We start from the raw sequence: 18,972 nt of genomic DNA, 5'->3' as shown, positions 1-18,972 counted from the left end.
ATGGGGCGGCCACGCCAGGCGATTCTGTCGCCGGAGAAGATCTACCGGGCAGCGCTGGAGCTCGTCGACGAGGTCGGGGACTTCACGCTGCCGGGGCTCGCGAGGAAGCTGTCGGTCAGCCCGTCCTCCATCTACCACCACGTGCAGGGGCGGCCGGAGATCATCAACGGCATCCGGTCCGTCATCGGCTCCGATGCCCTGGCCTCCGGCGACTTCTTCACCGCGGGACCCGACTGGCGGGACCGGGCGGCGGCGTGGGCGCGCAGCTACCGCAGCGCCCTCGGCCAGCACGCGAAGGCCATTCCGCTGCTCGTGGGGGAGGCCGTGACGGACACGGCCACGCTCGACATCTACGAGCACCTCGCCGCCGTGTTCGTGGAGCAGTGGTTCGCGGCGAACGACGTTGTGGTGGCCGTGACCGTCCTCGACAGCTTCATGCTCGGGTCCGCACTGGACCTGGCGTCCCCGGAACTGGCCTGGCTCACCGACGCCGAGGGCCAGCCCGCGCTGCACTGTGTCTTTGCCGGCGCCGCCCTCGCGGGAAAGCGGTCCGATCTTAGCTTCGAGGTCGGTGTGGCGGCGATCATCGCCCACCTCCAGGCGCTGCTTCCCCAAAGTTGAGGGCACCCGTGGGCTCCGCGGGTTAGTCGAGCAGGGGAGTACTGTCCCGTTGGCGGCTGTCAGGCCGGCCGCCCCTGGTACATGACCGGGTCGAGCGTCGTGGTGCTGCGTAGGGAGCCGACCAAACTATAGAAGCCCATCTGCGGCTTGTTGAACTGGAACACGCGGTAGAGATGGAACCGGTCGGGAACCTCGGCCGAAAATTCGACCTCGTTACGCGACACCAGGAAGGGAAGCTGCTTGATGCTCCGGGTGGTCTTCACCTCGATGAATTTCTCCCTGCCGGACGGCTCGAACGAGCGGACGTCATAGCCCAGCCCGTCGCCACGCGTGGCGGAGACGTGCTCCACCCGCTCTGCGAGCGTGGTTCTGCCGAGACTCCTCAGGGTGCGCTGTTCGTGAGCGACGACGGCCAGTTCCCCGGCCAGCCCCAGATCTCTCCGCTGGGCCTCCACCTGCTGGAAGTCGACGAAGCGACCCGTGCGTGTGTGCGGCGCCCGCAGGCCCGCCAGGTCGAGGACGGGCGCATCGGTCTGCACCAGCAAATCCGCGGGACCGCTGATCGGCGGGACCGCATCCTCGACCGATCGGAGCATGAGCCGCCGCAGGTCGGGGTCACTCTGGAACTCCTCCAGAACAGCGGTCCGGAGCCGGTCCTGGACGTTGCTCATCGGTTTGTAGCCGTCGATCGGAATCCCTTTGGCCTCGATCATGACGGCGGAGATGTTCTGGTGCTTAAATTCGATCGAGCCCTTGGTGCGGCCGATGATCGCCTGGAGTTTTCGGTTCTCCTCGGCCTTATTGAACGACTTCCCGGCCAGTTCAAGCCGTAGCATCCCGAAATAGCTGGCGACGACGGCGCCTACCTCCGCGTCCGTCCAGTTGCTCCCCCGCGCTTTAGCCATCGTGCCAGGATACGCGAGCACTTCGGCTGGCTCGGCAAGCGGAGAGGCGTCCAGCCGGGTCGCTACTTGCCCGGCTTTCAGTCGGTGCGGCGCCCAGCTGGCGGGCACGGTCGGCAACCGCGTCCGGGGCGTCGGCAGCAGACGACGCCAGCCCGCCCTGCTCGCCCGCCCAGCTCGGCACCTCGGTATCCCGCTGGATGTCGATGTCGAACACGACGTGGTCCGGGTGGTGCCAGGTCGAGAAGACCTCCACGGGTCGCCCGTCCTGGTCGAAGCTCGTGCCCTCCAGCAGCAGGACGGGCGACGACGCCTTCAGCTGCAGCAACCGCAACAGGTCCGCGTCCCCCGGCACGGCCCGGATCTGCCGCTTCCCGGAGGCGATCTGCACATCGAACCGCTCCCCGAGGACGGCGTGGAGGGACGCGTCGTGCAAGTCCTCCGCGGTAAGCGCGGAGAACGCCGGGAAGGGGAGCCAGGTGTGTAGAAGCAGGACAGTGTGCCGCGGAATAGGCACGGCCTTTGGGGCGAGTGACTCTCTTGCCGCCACGGCAGCGACCAGACCACCCGGGATGTGACCTACCGCGTATTGGACCACCGGGCGTAGGGCTTCAACTGGAGCATCTTCGCCACCCCGGCGCACGCTTCAACAATCCGAACTACTACGGCAATGTGAACCGCTACACCCAGACCTCTGCGAAATAGGTTTTCCAAGCCCTGCAAACCCACCATAGAGACGCAACGCGCCGCCAGGTCTTGGAATATCCACTATAACTGCCATCGATCACACAAAGCGATCGGCAACGCTCCCGGCCTCACGCCCTCATCGATCCGCCACCAACTCAATGACCCAAGACGACTAGTCTTGCCACTAAACCGCTCCACTGCTGCGGCTAGGATAAGACAATCGGGCGCTAAGGGGACTCGCCTGATAAGACCCAACGTCATAACCACGCTGTTCGAGCAAGGCACTGATTTCGACAACTAGTTCATTGAAGAGGGAGTCGTCATCCCACAGCTTTTGATCAACATCCACAATTTTCTCGGTGCGTTTTACAAACTGACAGAATTCATTGCAAGTCGTCGCGCTGGCGTCCGATTCGGGTGAATTCGGTAGTAGACCAGTTGCGTCAGGAGGGATGGCCAGTTTGGGCGTAACTCGAATTGCCAGGCTATGCATCGGAGGATCTTCTTGTGATTCATCAGTGCGGTACGCTAAAACGCTCAAAAGGTTGTGTAGCGAGTGACCGTGGCCTCTACTAATCGCTGCCAACCAGGCTACGAAACTCAACACCGCTAGCCGCGCATGGGTTGACTCGGAGCAACCTTCATGCTCGAGAATTTTTGGAAGGGGATCAGAACCAAAGACCCGGTGTACTTCGCCCTGCGCGATGGGGCAGCCTTCCAAGGCGGATTGAAAAACCTCTACGAGACCCCTAAGGTTCTCGAGCTGTCTAGGCCCCGAACCTCGACGATCGAACGCACCGGTGATGAACAAGAGCCACGGTCTAGTCCGGGCAGATTGAATGGACTGCACCCCTGACAATGCGCTATATATTGTACGAGCATTGCCGGCCGGGTCCGCAAGTGGACTGCCACAAAGATCAATGTTGACAACGTCAAAAGTGTTATCTCCGACAGCATGGCGCGCCATAGAGTTAATCAACCCCAGCTCTGAAATGTTGTCGGGAATAATTGTGCTTTCGCGATGTATTCCGCCACGCCGTTTTAGAATTTCTTCATTCAAGGCTAAATATGCAAGATCAGCATCAGATCCTCTGGAAGCATCATCAAAACCTAGATAGCGGAGCTGTATGTCGCGGCGCAAGCACTCCTGCTGAATCATGTCAAGATCAATTAGGTCACTTCCCGGTAAGCCCAGGTATTTGAGGACTGTCTTGTTCGGTTCCACTCCGCTATCGCTACGCAGCGCAGCAGACGCCGGGTCTCCTAAGAGGCTTTGCACCGCTTTAAGCCACTGGCGCGTGCGAACATAATGCTTGTGTGGTCTATGCCAGGGCTTTAGGGCAGGAGTCAGATCTACTGCGGGAAGGTAGGCGCTCGCGTAGGATGACTTGGCAACTACGCTGTTTACGTCGAATTCTTCGAACTCCAACTGATCGTCGCTGAAATCATCGCTCACGCGTCGGCCTCCAGCACATCGGCGAGATATCGGAGAAGCTCATGGAACTCCTCCCGCTCGAAGTCGTCCATAAGGTTGAATGCAGCTAAAACCTGGGCCATGGCTACCACTTGCCGACGCCGCCTAACAGCACCCCGATCGTTTTTGTCCGCGCTGTTACCCAGAATAATTTCACGTTCAAGTGAAATGCTCTCTAATGTGCGCGCTCGCGATGAGTCTGACCAAACGATTTCGGGAAATTCTTCATCCACGTTCCGATGCTTCTGCCACGCTTCGCGGGCGATTGTCTCAAGCCTGTCTCGCTCGACGCTACTTGCTGAACTCCGCGCTTCCCGACGCACTGCATTGGCAAGACTCTTTTGCTGATTAATTACGCGGGCGACTGCTGCGTGCACCCAAGAGGTCAGTCGTAGGGCATGAGGGTGAGATGCATTAAAGGCTTCACGATCGATGTTGAGTGCGCCCTCGAAGCCGCGTAGTACGAACACCTCACACGATAGCTGGCGAAGCCGAGTCAGTTCAGCAATCTGGAATTGAAGGAAGGAGCGGTCGAAAAGAGTCCCGCTCGCGCCGTTCACACGAATCATCACGCCGTTGTGCTCGACGGGTGCAATCTTCGGCGCCCACATGATGTAGGCGTAGAACTCCAGTGTCCCTGTCGTATCCGCTTCGTCACGCCCTTCAAACCCTTCGATCAGATGACCAGCGAAAACCAAGGGCCGTGTAAGTGCATGACTTGTTGCAGGTAAGGAATTGAAAACAATAGGTCTTTGAAGTTGCAGGTCATCGAAAAACACATCGAACGGGAGGGAAGATGGTTGTCCTACTACCTCTTCTGGAAGTACGTTCTTGAACTGGTCATGCGAAATCTCGGTTGCAGCACCAGGTTGGTTGCCAGGCAGCTCAAACAGATCGGCGTCGATCGGCAAGCTTGAGGGACTCCCCTCGACATAGGGCAGAGGAGCAGCGAGCGCCAGTTCCCACACAGTCTGAAGGTACTTGTCGAGCAGGTGGCTGAGCGAGGGATTACGAACGGCACCGCTCTCGAGCTGATCCCACACGCTGCGAACTAATTTGCCGAAGGCACACCTTGGTGTCATAGCGTCGTAGCAACAACATAACTGGATAGAGGGAGTTGCCTGGTGGGGCGCAGAGCATTGACGTTCTCGGATCGGGCGGACATCGCGGTTGGGATCCGAGCGGGTCATTCCGACCGGCGGATCGGAGCCGACATCGGGCGGGATCACACGGTGGTGTGGCGGGAACGGCGCAGGAACACGACGAGAACCCGCGGCTATAAGCCGGTGACCGCTGACTGCAGGGCCGAGGACCGTCGGAAGCGCCCGCAGGTCCGCAAGATCGACGCTGATCAGGTCCTCCTGGCCCGGGTGAAAGCGGACCTCCGAGGCTCCCGGACACCGCGGCAGGTCGCGGGTCGTTTGCGTTTGGAGGCCGCGGACTCCAGCGTGGGACGCATGGTCAAATCTCCCGACGCGCAGGGCCGCACCGTCTCACACGAAGCGATCTACCGGTGGATCTACGCGATGCCCAAGGGCGAACTCGCCCGCGAGGGCATCCTGCTGCAGTCCAAGCAGACCACCCGGAAACGCCGCAAACCCCTGGGTGAGCGCACCGGTGGCCGGATCGTGGGCATGGTCAGCATCGATGACCGCCCGGACACTGCCGCGGACCGGCGGATACCGGGCTCCTGGGAAGGAGACCTCGTGGTCGGTAAGGCCGGCAGGAGTGCGGTCGCAACCCTGGTGGAGCGCTCGAGCCGGTTCCTGATCATGCTGGGCCTGCCCGAGGGCAAAAAGGCCGCGGGTCTGGCCGATGTGCTCATCGACCGGGTGAACGACCTGCCGGCGCTGATGCGCGGATCCCTGACCTGGGACCAAGGCACCGAAATGGCCCGCCACGCCCAACTCACCGTCGCCACCGATCTGCCGGTCTACTTCGCCCACCCCCACTCGCCGTGGGAGCGCGGCACGAACGAGAACACCAACAGGCTGATCCGCGAATACCTACCCAAAGGCGTCGAGATCACCAGCCACCAGCCCTACCTCGACGCCATCGCCGACGAACTCAACGACCGACCGAGAGCCACCCTGGGCTACCTCACACCCCGGGAAGTCTTCACCCGACTACTCACCGACAATGTTGCTTCCACCGGTTGACAACAAGCGGTCCAGTAGACGCGTTCGTTCTTCAGCGCCGAGAAGAACGATTCCGCCATCGCGTTGTCCCAGCACACGCCGATGCGGCCCATCGATGAGCGCATGCCCAGGCCGGTGACCAGGGCCCTGAAACTGGCCGGGGTGTAGACCGACCCGCGGTCCGAGTGCCAGATCGCGTCCGGGGCGATCCAAGTCGTCGCGGCAGCGTTCGTCATCGCGGTCTCGACCAACTCGGAGCGCATATGGTCAGCGATAGCCTAGCCGACGACCTTCTTGGAGTAGCAGTCAATGACGGTGGCCAGATACACGAATCCCTCCCACGTGTGGAGGTAGGTGATGTCCCCGACGAACTTCACCCCGGGCCGGTCCGCGCTGAAGTCCCGCCGAACCAGGTCCGGCATACTCGCGGCGGCCTCGGCATCGGCGCTGGTGATGGCCCGGAACGGCCGCGGTTGGCACGGCACCAGTGCCTCTTGGCGCATGATCTGACGCACCAGTTCCGGTGAGCACTCGACCGACTCCGCGGCGAGGTCCGCGTGGATCCGCCGGTACCCGTACGTGCCGTCGGAGGCCTCGAAGAAGGTCCTGATCCGGGTTGCGAGGACTGCGCGGCGGGCCGCGGTCGCTGACTGCGGGCGCGTCCGCCAGTGGTAGTAGCCGGAGGTGGAGACTCCCATCCACCGGCACATGGACGCCACCGGGTTCGACTCTGCCGGGTCGATTTTCTGGGAATCGATGTATTCGTACTTGCTCACTACCGCTGCTCCCTGGCGAAGTAAGCACTGGCTTTTTTCAGGAACGCCGTCTCGGCCCGCAACTCCTGGTTCTCGCGCTCGAGCTCCTTCAGCCGGGCCCGTTCCGGGACGGTCAGCGCGGCCTCGGTACCGCCGTGGGACTGACGGTACTTGGTCAGCCAGTTCCGCAACGTCTCAGGTGCCACACCGTATGCGGTCGCGACGTCCTTGATGGGCTTGGAAGTGCTGATCACCTCCTGACACAACTCGTCCTTGAACTCCTGGGTGAAACGTCGTCGTGAAGCACTCATCCTGCGGATCTCTCTTCCAGTAGCACCCTCAGTTTAAGAGGGCCCACCGTCCGAAATCCCTAGGCCGCCCACATCAACAATTGAGGCCGCAGCAAGCTCACCCGAAGATCATCGAACCCCTCGAGCCAAGGATCCCCCCAGATATGCCCTCGTTAGTGAAGAGCCGCTTGATGTCCAGGTGAAGGAAGTAAGGGTGTGCAGATGGCCACTGGCGCACACAGCCAATTGCGGGCCGCTCCGTTGTTGGTCAGCACTCGATATCAGCGTTCAACTGTGCTTGCATCGTGGAGTTATCGCTAGGGGTCCTCCTGCACGACGATCCCTTCGTCTCCGGGGAGTACCTTGCCTCGATCTCGCTCTGCTTCGTCCTCGTCGTTCAGCGCAAACGCTTCACCGGGTGAGCAAAGAGCCGTTACACCAACACTGTACGACTTTTCCGATGCATCGGTATCGAATTCGGCCCGGGCGACGGGGCCGCCTTCTGCAAAAACAACTGGATGTGTTGTCGGGTTTACGGTGCGTACAGTCATGCCAAGGGACTCCCAATACTCGGCGACACGTTTTGCGTCCTCAATATGGTCTGTTCCTTGCGGCGCCCAGTGGTCGTAGCTATAGCTTGCGCCCTTCTCACCACCTCCAAGGGAACACTCCTGAGCCCAGGCCACGCCGATGCGGGGCCACCACCCGGTGACGTCGAGCTGTTTGGTGGTGTTGATGACGAGTTCGACCGTTCGGTCCCGCCCTTCCCTAGCGCTGATCGTCTTCTCCGGCATCGTTTTATCCGACATTGTATTGACTGGCTCCTTTTCAACACATGCGACCATTGTAATTCCCATCATGAGCACGGCAGTCGCCGCCGTGAGGGTCCTAAGCCATGGGTTATTGGCCGGCATTGGGCACTCCTTCCTGTAAGGCTTTCTGGGCTCTTCGGACATCCGGTGGGGGTGAGGACCTGAGACTTTCCGGTTGAGGGGTGGCGGGAAGGGGTCGAGGTCCCCGAGGATCAGTAGCGCCAACCGCTGTTCCTAGTCCGAGGACCTCGACGTGTCTCACCATAGTTCGAGGCGCGCCGGTGCGCGCCCTGCCGATTGTCCTTGTTCGCGGGCGTGTTCGCGCTGCGATCTGCTGGTGGGCCTCGAGGGGGTGCATGTCGAGCAGGTCCAGCGCCTGGAGGGCGTGCTCGTCGTGACCGTGTCGACGTCGCCGCAACCGATGGGGTGTCCGGCATGCGGGGTGATCGCGGTCGGTCGGGGCCGCCGCCGGCGGGTGCTCCACGACGTGCCCGGCGCGACCAGGGTGGAGGTGATCTGGCGCCAACGCATGTGGCGGTGCGCCGATCCCGACTGTGCTCGGGGCGTGTTCCTCGAGCAGGTCCCAACACTCGTGAAAGCGCGGGGATCCATCACCAGACGCGCGACCGTCTGGGCGATCGGGCAGCTGCGCCGCGAGCACGCCACGATCGCGGGGATCGCCCGGCAACTGTGCACCTCCTGGAAGACGGTGTGGCGGGCGGTCGAACCCGAACTGGCGCGGCTCGCAGCCGATGAATCCCGCTTCCACGGGGTGAGCTCCCTGGGCGTGGATGAGCACATCTGGCACCACGTCGATCCCCGACGACGGGGCCTTAAGGAACTCACCGGCATGGTCGATCTCACCCGCGACAAGGACGGCAAGACACGGGCCCGGCTGCTGGATCTGGTTCCCGGACGGTCCGGGAAGGCCTACAGGGACTGGCTCCAAGCCCGCGGCGAGGCGTTCCGCAACAACGTGCACGTCGCCGCACTGGACCCGTTCGCCGGCTACAAGACAGCCATCGACGACACACTCGAGGACGCCGTCGCGGTGCTCGATGCGTTCCATGTCGTCAAACTCGGCACCCATGCCGTGGACGAGGTCCGCCGGCGCGTCCAGCAGGACACCCTCGGCCACCGCGGACGCAAGGGCGATCCGCTCTACGGAATCCAGACCATCCTGCGTGCCGGCGAGGAGAACCTCACCGACAAACAACGCGCCCGGCTCACCGCCGCGATCGACGCGAACCCGGTCCACGACGAGGTCTTCATCGCCTGGCAGTGCGCACAAAGGCTGCGCTCGGCCTACCGCGCGGAGCATCTCACAGAAGGGCGCAGGATCGCCGAGGACATCGCCGATACCTTCGCGACCTGCCCGATCCCCGAAATCGCCCGCCTGGGACGGACCCTACGGCGCTGGCGTCAGGCGTTCCTGGCCTACTTCACCACCAACCGCACGAACAACGGCGGCACGGAAGCCATCAACGGCATCATCGAACTCCACCGCCGCCTCGCCCGCGGCTACCGCAACCGCCACAACTACCGACTCCGCATGCTCCTCGCCGCCGGCGGCCTCAAACAATGACCCCCCACCGGATGTCCGAAGGGCCGCTAAACGTCCCTCCCCCGGCCTGGCGCTGCTGGCCGGTCTGGAACCCCTGCATGGCGCCAGTGGACGACCGCTATGCGTCCTTCACCGTCTTCGCGGCCATGTACAAATCCCAAATAGGCCACTCCTGCATCCTGGTCAGCTGGGCGGCATCGAGGAGACTAAGGTAATAAGCGACGTCTTCCTCTTCTCCGAGCAGAATTGCGCAGCCAGCTTCAATGAAGGGGGCATATTCATCTTCACTGCTGCTTATTTCGCGTTTTAATGACCGAATGGCAGAACGCTGATCCTGTGCAAGCTTGCCCTTTCTAGCAGCAATCTGCCAATCGTTTATTTGATGATTCGGACGGTCGCCCTGCTTCAAGATCAACCAGTTATTCAGGGTTAGCGCCGCATCCAGAAACTCAGTTTTTCGGACTTCAACAATATCGGCGGCGTGGATGAGGTTGAGTACGGTCAAGTTGGCGTACTCTGAGGTTTCAGGGTACTCAAAAATCTCGTCGTATGCGTTGACCACATTGTCGAGGTGCAGGTTTAGGGTGTACGGCAACTGTTCGCGGTCCACGATCTCATATGGCGTCACTCTTCTAATTTGATTTTCGCCTGATTCGGTTTCTCCGGTCAAAATAAATTGCTGACCCAGTTCTGGGTCGAAAAGATCACGACACTGCCATCTATCCTTGGCACTGTCTCGAACAACGATTAGCTGGATACCCCAGCGCCCCACTGGTTGGAAAATTCTGCCTGTTTCCCGATGGGGGTCATCAATTTCTTTTCCCTCCACCATCACTCCATGCAGACTGATGAGCTGCCGACCCCTGACACCCTCCAGCGGTTCCAGCTCGACAAGACTTGAGTTGATCCCTAACGCATCACACAGGGACACTAAAGTCGTTAGGTACTTAAAGTGTCGCCGCAGATCCTGCTGATCCTCGCCTGGGGCGACATCAAATTTATTTTCTTCCCCATCAACATGGAAGAACTGATTGTCTACAGATGCAAAATAAAAGCCCAGGTCATTGAATCGCTCTCTCAGGGTTTCACGCATTGTCAGCATCATTGAGCCCGAGGCAGTCTGCCCCATAATGGACAACTGAATCTTCAAGCCATCACTAAGCACAAGCTCGAAGGTTTCTTGATCCACTCTTCGTTTTACTGGGTTGCGAAATACGAAATCTCCACTGGAAAAAGTTAGGTTCGCCTCTTCGCCAACGTACTCGTTCGGCGTAAGGGAAAATTCCATATCAACAAACACTGTCATACCCTTGGCATTTTCCGCGACAAGAGTGAAGTCGTGCGTAGCGCGTTTTAACACTACGGGAGCATCGAAATTTAGCGATCCGTCTGAGTAGACGGTGATGCTACTAAGATCGCCCAACTGTTTTATATCAACCCTCATCCCGGGTTGCTCATTACGCGTTTGCAGCGCCAGCTTGACTATGGCTTCAATCTTGGAAGGATCGGAAGGCAGTCGCTTTATGTCTACTGCGATCTGCTTTCGGCCTTCCATTTTATCGATAAGGTACTGAATCTTAAATGGATTCAGTAGTGCATACGCTGGATGTCTTGTATTAGTTTTTGGATTAACGAATACGACGAAAAAGAGAACGCCATTATTTTTGAGATACCCAGCAAGATCCGTTTTAGAGATTGGAAATGTATGCGGAAGCTCTCTAGCCCCTGTGGGCTTGCGGCCTTTGACTTGAACGACAACGCGACCCTCAAAGGTCTCCTTGCTATGCACTTCCGATGAATGAACGTCGATGTGTCCGTCAGTCAACAGGGTTTTGTCATTCGAGTCGATCACTGGTTCCAAACGTGAGCACGCAGAAATCATGTCAACTATTTTAGTAACGGCTCGCAGCTCGACGTTCATAGGATTCATTGTCGTCTATGGCTGCCTGCGATAAGTAACCGGCCGCGGCGAGCCCGTCCACAACTGTGGACTGCTGAAAGGGGAACTGCCGGCCCATGACGAACCGGCCGCCAGCGCCTGACAGACCGGACGCGGCAGGATCCTCCATGGTTCCTCACGATGATGGTTGTTTCGGATCACGAGGGTTGCGGCCTCGCTCCTTCCAATAGTCGTCGCGCTGCCTCCGAACGAATTTGACCAGGTAGACCACGCTCGCAACGACTGCGATCGCTTGGATAACCACGCCCACCCAAACCCAGGGACTGTCGCCGTCGAGGAAAGTTCTCAACACCAACGACGCGACAAGGAGGGACAGCACTGCTACCAGACCAGCAGCCTGCGCTTTCTTCCGCTGCGATGCATGACCATCCACGACGCACCCCGTTCATCGATCTGCTTGACTCGGCAGACTCTAGCCCAAGCAAAAATGCCCAAGTTCTCGATCCGACCACGGGACAGGCCGAGCGTATGGCGACTACGACCAACCAGGGTTACGCGGTGTCACTGCACTCGAGGCAACTTCCATCAGGTCAACCAGCTTGGACTTGAGCGTCACGTCGGTGCCCATAAAAAGGCGGTCCGTCACGCGGAATCCGAAGGTGTCGAACGCACAAACTTCCACTATGGAGCCCCCGGGTGCGGCACGTGCTTCCAATGCGAGAGCGACGGGGAAGTTCTTGTACCCGTTCAGAGCCTCCCCATATCCGATACTTGAAGTTTGATCCGCGTCTCACTTCCACAGTGCCGGATGAGGCATCCACAGTCACCTTCTCTCCATCGAAGGCTTCACTCACCGCCGTCAGAACCTCCACGGACGAAAGCGGCGAATCCCAGAGTGCACTGACCTGTTGGATCGGTTCGCGTTTCATATAGATATCACTTTCGCCTGAATGAGGACCGACGGGCTTTTCTTTCTGCAGGCTATCTCTACTGCATCGGGAAGTAGGTTGGCCACTCGGGTCCTGGGTGCCCTTTCCAGACCGCGACGAGGGCCAGGGGGCGGGGCGCCCGAAAGCCGATCCGTCACCGGACGCGGGCCGTTCTCGTCCGGTGACGGATCCATCTGCCACGTATGTCGTACAGCGTCGCGTCACTGACCACGAGCGACCTTGAACCAGCTTCATCCCTCAATTGCAATGAAAATTAGGGCGAACATAGCAAGAAGGATCAGCGCGATAATCAAGTACAGGCGGCGAGTATTTGTACCTGATTTTCGTTTATTAATCTTAAAGAGCACCGCATAGCCTGCGATAGCAAGCGGCACCCCAGGAAGGACCCACATCCACTGCTGCACTTGTCCTCCTCGGCGTGAAAAATCTTCTGCTTCTAACCTATCGCGAGGAGGTCTCTCCTAATGGAGAGCCAGCCAATCCCACGAGTGCGGCGATGACGAGAAATAGACGCCTAAGTTGCCCGAGCGGCTTCGCCTGTCATCCGACCGATCCGGACAGTATGGATAGATCAGGGTCGAGCCGCCCGTTAGCCGATGAGCTACCGGGCGCTATCGTCGGGGTCGCCGTGGGTAGGCAACTGAGCGATGAGTCCTAGTAGCTTCGGGCGGCGACGGCGCGTCCAGATCGGGTACCAAGCGGCAACGGAGAAGAAGAAGATGGTGGCAAGCACCCAGAACCAGGGGTGCTCCGGGTTGTCGATGATCAAGTAGATGCCCAAGCTTCCGAACGCCCCGAATAATAGGGGGCCTATCCAAGCCATGACTCGGTCCGCGCGAATCGCCCTTTGGAGCTCTGGGACCCATTGCTCGGCTGTTGCGTCGTGTGGTAGTCGACCCGTGGACATTGCTCTTTCGAAGTTGGTCGCAGTGGGGGTGCCCGGTGGTTCCTTTCTATCCCTGAAACTCTTCCACCGGTTGATCCAGAGGATGACAGCTGAGACGAGTAGTCCGGTTAGAGCGGCGAGGGCGACGTCAGCCGGTCCGATTGACTCCCCAGAAAGAAGGTCCTTTCCGAGCAGAAAACTTACGTACAGCGCAGCGATGATGAGGAAAATGAGCCAGTTTGGGAGGCGTCGAAGCGCTTTGACCCAGACGCTTTCCTTCTTTGCGGTCTGTTCGGTGGGAGTCACCCACACAGTCTGCCAGTCCAATACCTATTCGATCAGTGAGGGATCCTCGGCCGGACGTTGTCACTCGGCGGGTGGAACGACACGAGTGGCTGGTCTCAAACGCCGGTACCCGATGCACCTTAGGGTCGGATCATGGGGAATGGCGTTGATGGTTTGAGGGACGGTAGTTATCAGGTCGGTCGTGTCCAGATTATTGATCTTGGTGCCGATTCGCCGGAGGAACGGTCCCTTGATTCTAGCCACCGTCCAGCACCCTCAAAAGGTAGGCGTTTCGTTGTGGGCGGGCTTGTCGTGGCCGGGGTGATCAGTGGGATCGTCCTTCTCCCGCCGATCAACGACACACCACCTCCTCAGGAGATCAGCCCTCCCATCGAAGCGATCAGCGCCTGCCAGGCCGTCGAGCAGGCAGAGCAGGATGAGGCCGCCATGCTCGTAGGCGAGGATGGCGGGGGGCCGGCGAGGAATCTCCCATCGGGATACAGCTTGTTCGGCGTCATGGCATCGCCGAACGCAACCAGCCTCATCGGCCTACTGCATCCGGACGGTTCCGTCGAGATTTGCGAAGAATCCGCACGCCGCGCATCGTTCACTGTCCGCTTCACCCCGCAGGCCGATTTGGGTGAGCTCCCGGAGGGTATGACCTACGCCTACGACCAGCCCGGCGGATTCACGGACAACACCCTGACCTTGGGCTTGAAAGGTGTCCGGCTCGGCGACGGGACAGTCGTACGAAGCTTGACCCTGTCCGATGGGCGCACTGTTCCGGCCGCGCCGGGATCCGAGCAGCAAGCCAACACTTAGGGAGTGACGCTTGCGCGCAGAGCGATCCCGCAGTGGGATCCGCGACTATCACCCTGCGCCCGTGCGAGAAGCCATACGGTGGCGATGTGTGGCACCGGTGGGCGCCAGTGCCACGTCGCGTATTCCGCTTCCACTTATGGGGATCAGTCGACGGATTCGACGCCGGTGAGGCGTTGCTCTTCGACGTCGAGGCGGGTCTGGAATTGTCGTGCCACGACGTCGTCGATGTGTCCGTCGCGGCGCAGTGTCAGGAGTGCTTGACGCTTGTGCTTGAGGATGTCCAGCCGCAACTGGTTTTCCTCGATGTGGTGGGTGGCATACGGGGCTGAGCTATCCCGCTGTTCGGCCGTGGTGTCGAGGCATTGCAGGACCTTTCTTCGGGCTTCGTGTTCACGGATCAATAGCTCGCGCGTCTCTGTGTCGGTCGCCGGCCCTGGGCCTGACGGGGTGTCGGCTGGGTCTGTGTTGTAGAGGACGGTCAGGGCCGCTTCGTTGAGTGCCCGTTCGACCAGGCGGATCTCGTCTTCTGCGGCATCGGCTGGCAAATCCGCCCACTTGGCGATTCTTGGTAGGAGCGGTCCTTGTACGAGGAGAGTCAGGACGATGACGCCGGCGGTGATGAAGAGGATGTCATTGCGGCCGGGTAGGGATTGTCCGTTGTCCATAATCAGGGGTACGGACAAGGCGATCGCGAGGGACACAGCTCCGCGGAACCCGGCGACGGCGCTGACTACGCGTGCCCGATAGTTCATGCGGCGCTCCCGTTGCGAGGGCCTGCGATCGAGGACACGGATGACGAACACGAGCAAGGTCTGGAAGGTGAAGCGCACCAGAATGAGCGTGAGCCACACCGCGACGGTGGTCAGTAGGAGCCGGCCGATGTCACGGGCTTCGATCTCGTGGGCGATCGCCTGGACCTGCAGCCCGATGAGGACGAACAGGGCCCCGTTGAGGAGGTAGGAACCCAGCGGCCACGTCGATTCGGTCTGCCGGCGGGACGCGGCGGTGCTGATCCGGGCGGAGGTAAAGGACACGATCAGGCCGGCGACGACGACGGCGAGGACACCGGAGGCGTGGATGAGTTCAGCGGCGAGGAAAGCCGCGAATGGGGTGATCAGCAGGGCGATGTTCGTCAGCAGGGCGTCGGTGAGGCGGCGCATCACCAGGTAGGCGATACCCGCGATCAGGCCCCCTGCAGCTGCACCGCCAAGATAGGACTGGAGAACGAGGCCGGTGATGCTCAGGGGTGTGTAGCTGCCGCCGATGCTGATCCCGACCGCTATCCCGTACAGGACGAGGGCGGTTCCGTCGTTGGTGAGACTTTCGGCTTTGAGGAGCATGAAGTTGCGGTGTGGGAGCGTCCTGCCCAGGGCCGCGACCGCGGTGGCATCCGGTGGTGCCAGTGCTGCGCCGAGGATGAGGGCCGCGTTCCACGGGAGCCCCAGGAGATGGGCGATACCGGCGACGCCGAAGGCGGTCGCGACGACCATGAGCGTGCTCATGAGCACGATGCCGCGGAAGTCCCGGCGGATTGAGCGCAACGATGTGGTGAGGCTTTCCCAGAACAGCATGACGGGCAGGAAGACCAGCAGCACCGTCTCCGGGGGCAGCTCGATGCTCTGCAGCTCCGGAATGAAGCCCAAACCGAGGCCGATCAGCAGTAACAGCAGCGGGGTAGCGACGCGTAGTCGCGGCGCCAGGATGGCCCCGACGAGGATGGCGACACCCAGCAGGACAACCGTTTCAAGGCCTTCCACAACCACTCCCCTCCCGCTCGTACTCCACCGAACGATCACTCTCGACCGGGACTGTTGACCGCGACCGTTGACGCTCAGAGCCGTCGCGCATCGGATCCTGAGATGTGCCGGGCCTCACCCCCGGGCCCACAGGTCGTGGTGTAAACCCGGGGATGAGGCCCAGCCCTTGAAACATGCGGCTATCTGGTCACGCGGCTGTCTGGTCGCGTGGCTGCAGCCCGACTGGTTACTGGAACCCGGTGGGCTTCTTCGGTGCGTAGGGCGCTTCGAGTGCGGCGACCTCGTCATCGGTGAGGTGCACGTCCAGTGCGGCGACGGCGTCCGCGAGGTGATTCTCCTTCGTGGCGCCGACGATGGGTGCACTCACGATGGGGTTGTGGAGGACCCAGGCGAGCCCGACCTGGGCCATGGGGATGCCGCGTTCGGCAGCAATCTTCTCGACGGCGTCAGCGATGGGCTTGTCGGCGTCACTGAACGCGGCGTCACCAACCGGGTCGTTGGAGGACCGGGCGGTCTGCTGTCCCCACGGTCGTGCGACGCGTCCCTTGGCCAGCGGGCTCCAGGGGATGCTGCCGACACCATGGGCTTCGAGGAGGCCGAACATCTCGCGTTCCTCTTCGCGCATCATGAGGCTGTACTGGTCCTGCATGGAGACGAAGCGCGTCCATCCATTGAGGTCCGCGGCGTGCTGCATGGAGGCGAACTGCCACGCCCACATGCTCGAGGCGCCGATGTAGCGGACCTTGCCGGCCTTCACGAGATCGTGGAGGGCTTCCATCGTTTCCTCGACCGGGGTCTCGGGGTCGAAGCGGTGGATCTGGTACAGGTCGACGTAGTCGGTGCCGAGTCGGGTGAGGGAGGCATCGATCTGCTCCATGATGGCTTTGCGTGAGAGTCCGGCGCCGCCGGGCCCGTCGTGCATCTTGAACATCACCTTGGTGGCCAGGACGATGTCTTCCCGGCGGGCGTACTTCGTGATGGCCCGCCCCACGATCTCCTCCGAGGATCCGTAACCGTAGACGTTCGCTGTGTCCCAGAAGTTCACCCCGAGGTCGACGGCCTGCCGGAAGATCGGTTCGGCTCCCTCGTCGTCCAGGGCCCACTGCGTGAAGCCCTTCGAGGTGTCTCCGAAACTCATGCAGCCCAATGCGAGGCGACTGATTTTCAGGCCGGAGCGGCCCAGACGTGTGTATTCCATGGAGAAACTTTCCTTTCGATAGCGCGCTACAGAGCAGCGCCTTGGAACAGGCCCTGAAGAGAGGTACCCCTGACGCAGGGTCTAGGCAGTGGGGTCTAGGCAGTGGGGTCTAGGAAGTGGTGGGGCCGGCGGTCGCGGTGGTGGACTCGCTGGCCTGGGTCGCTGTCCAGGTGGACAGCAGTTGCAGGGCGTCGTGGGAGGGTGTGCCCGGTTGGGCGCTGAAGGTGATGAACATCAGTCCGGCGTCCGCGACGAGTTCCATGACTTCGAAGTCCAGGTCGAGTTCTCCGACGGCTGGGAGGCGGATGCGTTTGGAGCCGCTTTTGTGCTGGTGGACGTTGTGCGCGGCCCACCGGACACGGAACTCGTCGCTGCGGGTGGACAGTTCCCCGATGAGGTCCGAGAGTTGACGGTCGTGGGGGTCACGGCCGGCCGCGGCCCGCAGCATGGCCACGCATTCGTTGGCTGCACGGTCCCAGTCCGGGGCGAAATCCCGTGCACGAGGATCCAGGAAGATGAAGCGGGCCTGGTTCGGCGGCAGGATCGTGGTGTCGAACTGGGCGGCGTACAGCGCCCTACCCATACGGTTCGCGGCGATGATGTCCAGCCGACCGTTCTGGACGATCGCGGGAAGATCCGTCATCGCGTCGAGCATCCGCTGGATGGTGGGGCGGACGCGTTGCTGCGGTGCGCGTTGGCGTTTGCTGCGGGTGCTGCGGGTGGTGGTGTCGGAGGCCCGGATGAGGTCCCGGAGGTGTCGTTCCTCCACGTCGTCCAGGCGCAGGGCCTGGACGAGGGCATCGAGGATGCTTTCGGACACGCCGGCCAGGTTCCCGCGTTCGAGGCGGCTGTAGTACTCCACGCTGACCTGGGCGAGCATCGCGACTTCCTCGCGGCGCAACCCCGGCACCCTGCGCCGGCCGTAGGACTGCAGGCCGACCTGCTCGGGTGTCAGCCTGGCCCGCCGGGAGGTCAGGAACTCCTGAATGTCATCTCGGGTGCTCATGACTTCAACGGTAGAACGCTAGGGCGTGTCTCCTAACCGTTTGAGCCAGAGGGTGATCGCGCGTAGCACGGCGCCGCCTCGGTAGGTGAGGGCGAGTTTGTCGTAGCGGGTCGCGATGCCCCGCCATTGCTTGTCCTCGTTGAAGGAGCGCTCCACCACGTTGCGGCCCTTGTAATCCTCGATGTCGTAGCTGACGGGTCGACCGCCGCGGCTTCCGCGGCGTGCCCGGTGTCCTCGCTGGTCGGACGGCTCGGGGATGACAGCGATGATGCCTCGCTCGCGCAGATGCGCGCGGATCGCGCGGGACGAATAAGCCTTATCTGCCCGCACCCGGTCCGGGCGGGAGCGTGGCCGTCCAGGGCCGCGGCGGGCCACGCGCAGATGCTCCATGAGCACCGGGAACATCGGCGAGTCACCTGCCTGCCCGGCGCCGACGAGTACGACCAGGGGCAATCCGCGTCCGTCGACCAGGTGGTGGATTTTGGTGCTCAAACCGCCCCGCGACCGGCCGATGGCATGGTCAGCGGGCTCGATGCGCAGTTTCTTGTAACTCGAGAGATCCCCCTGTGTCGCGGGGAAGGTTCGTTGCGTGCTGATGAGCCCGGTTGACCGTCGAGTCAACACTCACCGCCCAGTCCACGCCGCCGGCCGCGTCGGCCTCAGCGAGTAGTTCGGCGTGGATCCTGTCCCAGGTGCCATCAGCACTGAAGCGGCGGTGTCGTTTCCACGCGGTCTGCCAGGGACCGAACTCCGCCGGAAGATCACGCCACGGCGACCCGGTCCGGAACCGCCAGATGATCCCCTCGACCACCCGACGATGATCCTGGAACGGGCGACCCCCGGCCCGGGCAGCAACCGGCATCAACGGCTCCAAACGCCCCCATGCGGCATCCGAAAGACTACGAGTACGAGACATCCCACAATG

15 protein-coding genes and 2 pseudogenes are annotated in these 18,972 nt (G+C 61.4%); 4 read left to right on the top strand and 13 right to left on the bottom strand.

Translation table 11 applies throughout. From position 1 onward, the window contains the following. A complete protein-coding gene (locus ACSGDB_RS01605; protein WP_434992307.1) occupies positions 1-621 on the top strand; it encodes a TetR/AcrR family transcriptional regulator C-terminal domain-containing protein in 621 nt (206 codons plus the stop codon). A 59-nt stretch (positions 622-680) separates the two neighbouring features. Here the strand turns inward: ACSGDB_RS01605 and ACSGDB_RS01600 are convergent, their stop codons facing one another. The 4 genes from ACSGDB_RS01600 to ACSGDB_RS01585 form a co-directional block, all read right to left on the bottom strand. Beyond that, the gene (locus tag ACSGDB_RS01600; protein WP_434992305.1) at positions 681-1,547 is read right to left on the bottom strand and encodes a DUF3883 domain-containing protein; all 867 of its coding nucleotides are present in this window, start codon (positions 1,545-1,547) and stop codon (positions 681-683) included. Further along, a complete protein-coding gene (locus tag ACSGDB_RS01595; protein ID WP_434992302.1) occupies positions 1,519-2,040 on the bottom strand; it encodes a GntR family transcriptional regulator in 522 nt (173 codons plus the stop codon). Before ACSGDB_RS01595 ends, ACSGDB_RS01600 begins: the two co-directional genes overlap by 29 nt. Positions 2,041-2,394: 354 nt before the next feature. Then, positions 2,395-3,666 carry a PP_RS20740 family protein gene (locus tag ACSGDB_RS01590; protein ID WP_434992301.1) on the bottom strand — a complete coding sequence of 424 codons (1,272 nt, stop codon included), beginning with the start codon at positions 3,664-3,666 and terminating at the stop codon, positions 2,395-2,397. Next, positions 3,663-4,727 (bottom strand): hypothetical protein, encoded by a 1,065-nt coding sequence (locus tag ACSGDB_RS01585; protein WP_434992300.1) that lies wholly within the window; start codon positions 4,725-4,727, stop codon positions 3,663-3,665. Before ACSGDB_RS01585 ends, ACSGDB_RS01590 begins: the two co-directional genes overlap by 4 nt. 81 nt (positions 4,728-4,808) lie before the next feature. On the opposite strand from ACSGDB_RS01585, the gene ACSGDB_RS01580 reads away from it, so the two are divergent. Beyond that, the gene (locus ACSGDB_RS01580; RefSeq protein ID WP_434992299.1) at positions 4,809-5,843 is read left to right on the top strand and encodes an IS30 family transposase; all 1,035 of its coding nucleotides are present in this window, start codon (positions 4,809-4,811) and stop codon (positions 5,841-5,843) included. An 8-nt stretch (positions 5,844-5,851) separates the two neighbouring features. Here the strand turns inward: ACSGDB_RS01580 and ACSGDB_RS01575 are convergent. Both ACSGDB_RS01575 and ACSGDB_RS01570 read right to left on the bottom strand, forming a co-directional pair. Beyond that, positions 5,852-6,888: pseudogene (locus ACSGDB_RS01575) on the bottom strand (IS3 family transposase); the annotation flags it as partial. A gap of 296 nt (positions 6,889-7,184) precedes the next feature. Continuing rightward, positions 7,185-7,781 carry a hypothetical protein gene (locus ACSGDB_RS01570; RefSeq protein ID WP_434992298.1) on the bottom strand — a complete coding sequence of 199 codons (597 nt, stop codon included), beginning with the start codon at positions 7,779-7,781 and terminating at the stop codon, positions 7,185-7,187. A gap of 229 nt (positions 7,782-8,010) precedes the next feature. On the opposite strand from ACSGDB_RS01570, the gene ACSGDB_RS01565 reads away from it, so the two are divergent. Next, positions 8,011-9,264 carry an ISL3 family transposase gene (locus ACSGDB_RS01565; protein WP_434992573.1) on the top strand — a complete coding sequence of 418 codons (1,254 nt, stop codon included), beginning with the start codon at positions 8,011-8,013 and terminating at the stop codon, positions 9,262-9,264. Between the two features lie 97 nt (positions 9,265-9,361). Here the strand turns inward: ACSGDB_RS01565 and ACSGDB_RS01560 are convergent, their stop codons facing one another. The 3 genes from ACSGDB_RS01560 to ACSGDB_RS01550 form a co-directional block, all read right to left on the bottom strand. Next, positions 9,362-11,164 carry a hypothetical protein gene (locus ACSGDB_RS01560; protein ID WP_434992295.1) on the bottom strand — a complete coding sequence of 601 codons (1,803 nt, stop codon included), beginning with the start codon at positions 11,162-11,164 and terminating at the stop codon, positions 9,362-9,364. A gap of 1,159 nt (positions 11,165-12,323) precedes the next feature. Continuing rightward, positions 12,324-12,497, bottom strand: a complete 174-nt coding sequence (locus ACSGDB_RS01555; RefSeq protein ID WP_434992293.1) for a hypothetical protein — start codon at positions 12,495-12,497, stop codon at positions 12,324-12,326. Positions 12,498-12,694: 197 nt separating this feature from the next. After that, positions 12,695-13,285 (bottom strand): hypothetical protein, encoded by a 591-nt coding sequence (locus ACSGDB_RS01550; RefSeq protein WP_434992291.1) that lies wholly within the window; start codon positions 13,283-13,285, stop codon positions 12,695-12,697. Between the two features lie 276 nt (positions 13,286-13,561). Here ACSGDB_RS01550 and ACSGDB_RS01545 point away from each other — a divergent pair, with 276 nt between their 5' ends. Further along, positions 13,562-14,086, top strand: a complete 525-nt coding sequence (locus ACSGDB_RS01545; protein WP_434992289.1) for a hypothetical protein — start codon at positions 13,562-13,564, stop codon at positions 14,084-14,086. 143 nt (positions 14,087-14,229) lie between these two features. Here ACSGDB_RS01545 and ACSGDB_RS01540 read toward each other — a convergent pair whose 3' ends face one another. The 4 genes and pseudogenes from ACSGDB_RS01540 to ACSGDB_RS01525 form a co-directional block, all read right to left on the bottom strand. Beyond that, positions 14,230-15,843 carry a Na+/H+ antiporter gene (locus ACSGDB_RS01540; RefSeq protein ID WP_434992287.1) on the bottom strand — a complete coding sequence of 538 codons (1,614 nt, stop codon included), beginning with the start codon at positions 15,841-15,843 and terminating at the stop codon, positions 14,230-14,232. A 226-nt stretch (positions 15,844-16,069) separates the two neighbouring features. After that, on the bottom strand, positions 16,070-17,041 hold the full coding sequence (locus ACSGDB_RS01535; RefSeq protein WP_434992285.1) for an aldo/keto reductase: 972 nt from the start codon (positions 17,039-17,041) through the stop codon (positions 16,070-16,072). Positions 17,042-17,150: 109 nt separating this feature from the next. Then, on the bottom strand, positions 17,151-18,047 hold the full coding sequence (locus tag ACSGDB_RS01530; RefSeq protein ID WP_434992282.1) for a helix-turn-helix transcriptional regulator: 897 nt from the start codon (positions 18,045-18,047) through the stop codon (positions 17,151-17,153). Positions 18,048-18,065: 18 nt separating this feature from the next. Further along, a pseudogene (locus tag ACSGDB_RS01525) lies at positions 18,066-18,963 on the bottom strand (IS5 family transposase). Between the last annotated feature and the right edge of the window lie 9 nt (positions 18,964-18,972).

Source organism: Arthrobacter sp. Ld5 (assembly GCF_051172775.1).
Taxonomy (GTDB): Bacteria; Actinomycetota; Actinomycetes; order Actinomycetales; family Micrococcaceae; genus Arthrobacter_D.
The sequence above is the reverse complement of the archived record's forward strand: the minus strand, read 5'-3'. Positions and strand labels throughout refer to the sequence as shown.

What these genes read in the sequence shown, in the direction of transcription:
- ACSGDB_RS01530 (WP_434992282.1), bottom strand. Translation starts at nt 18,047, where the DNA reads ATGAGCACCCGAGATGACATTCAGGAGTTCCTGACCTCCCGGCGGGCC.
- ACSGDB_RS01535 (WP_434992285.1), bottom strand. Translation starts at nt 17,041, where the DNA reads ATGGAATACACACGTCTGGGCCGCTCCGGCCTGAAAATCAGTCGCCTC.
- ACSGDB_RS01570 (WP_434992298.1), bottom strand. Translation starts at nt 7,781, where the DNA reads ATGCCGGCCAATAACCCATGGCTTAGGACCCTCACGGCGGCGACTGCC.
- ACSGDB_RS01605 (WP_434992307.1), top strand. Translation starts at nt 1, where the DNA reads ATGGGGCGGCCACGCCAGGCGATTCTGTCGCCGGAGAAGATCTACCGG.
- ACSGDB_RS01560 (WP_434992295.1), bottom strand. Translation starts at nt 11,164, where the DNA reads ATGAACGTCGAGCTGCGAGCCGTTACTAAAATAGTTGACATGATTTCT.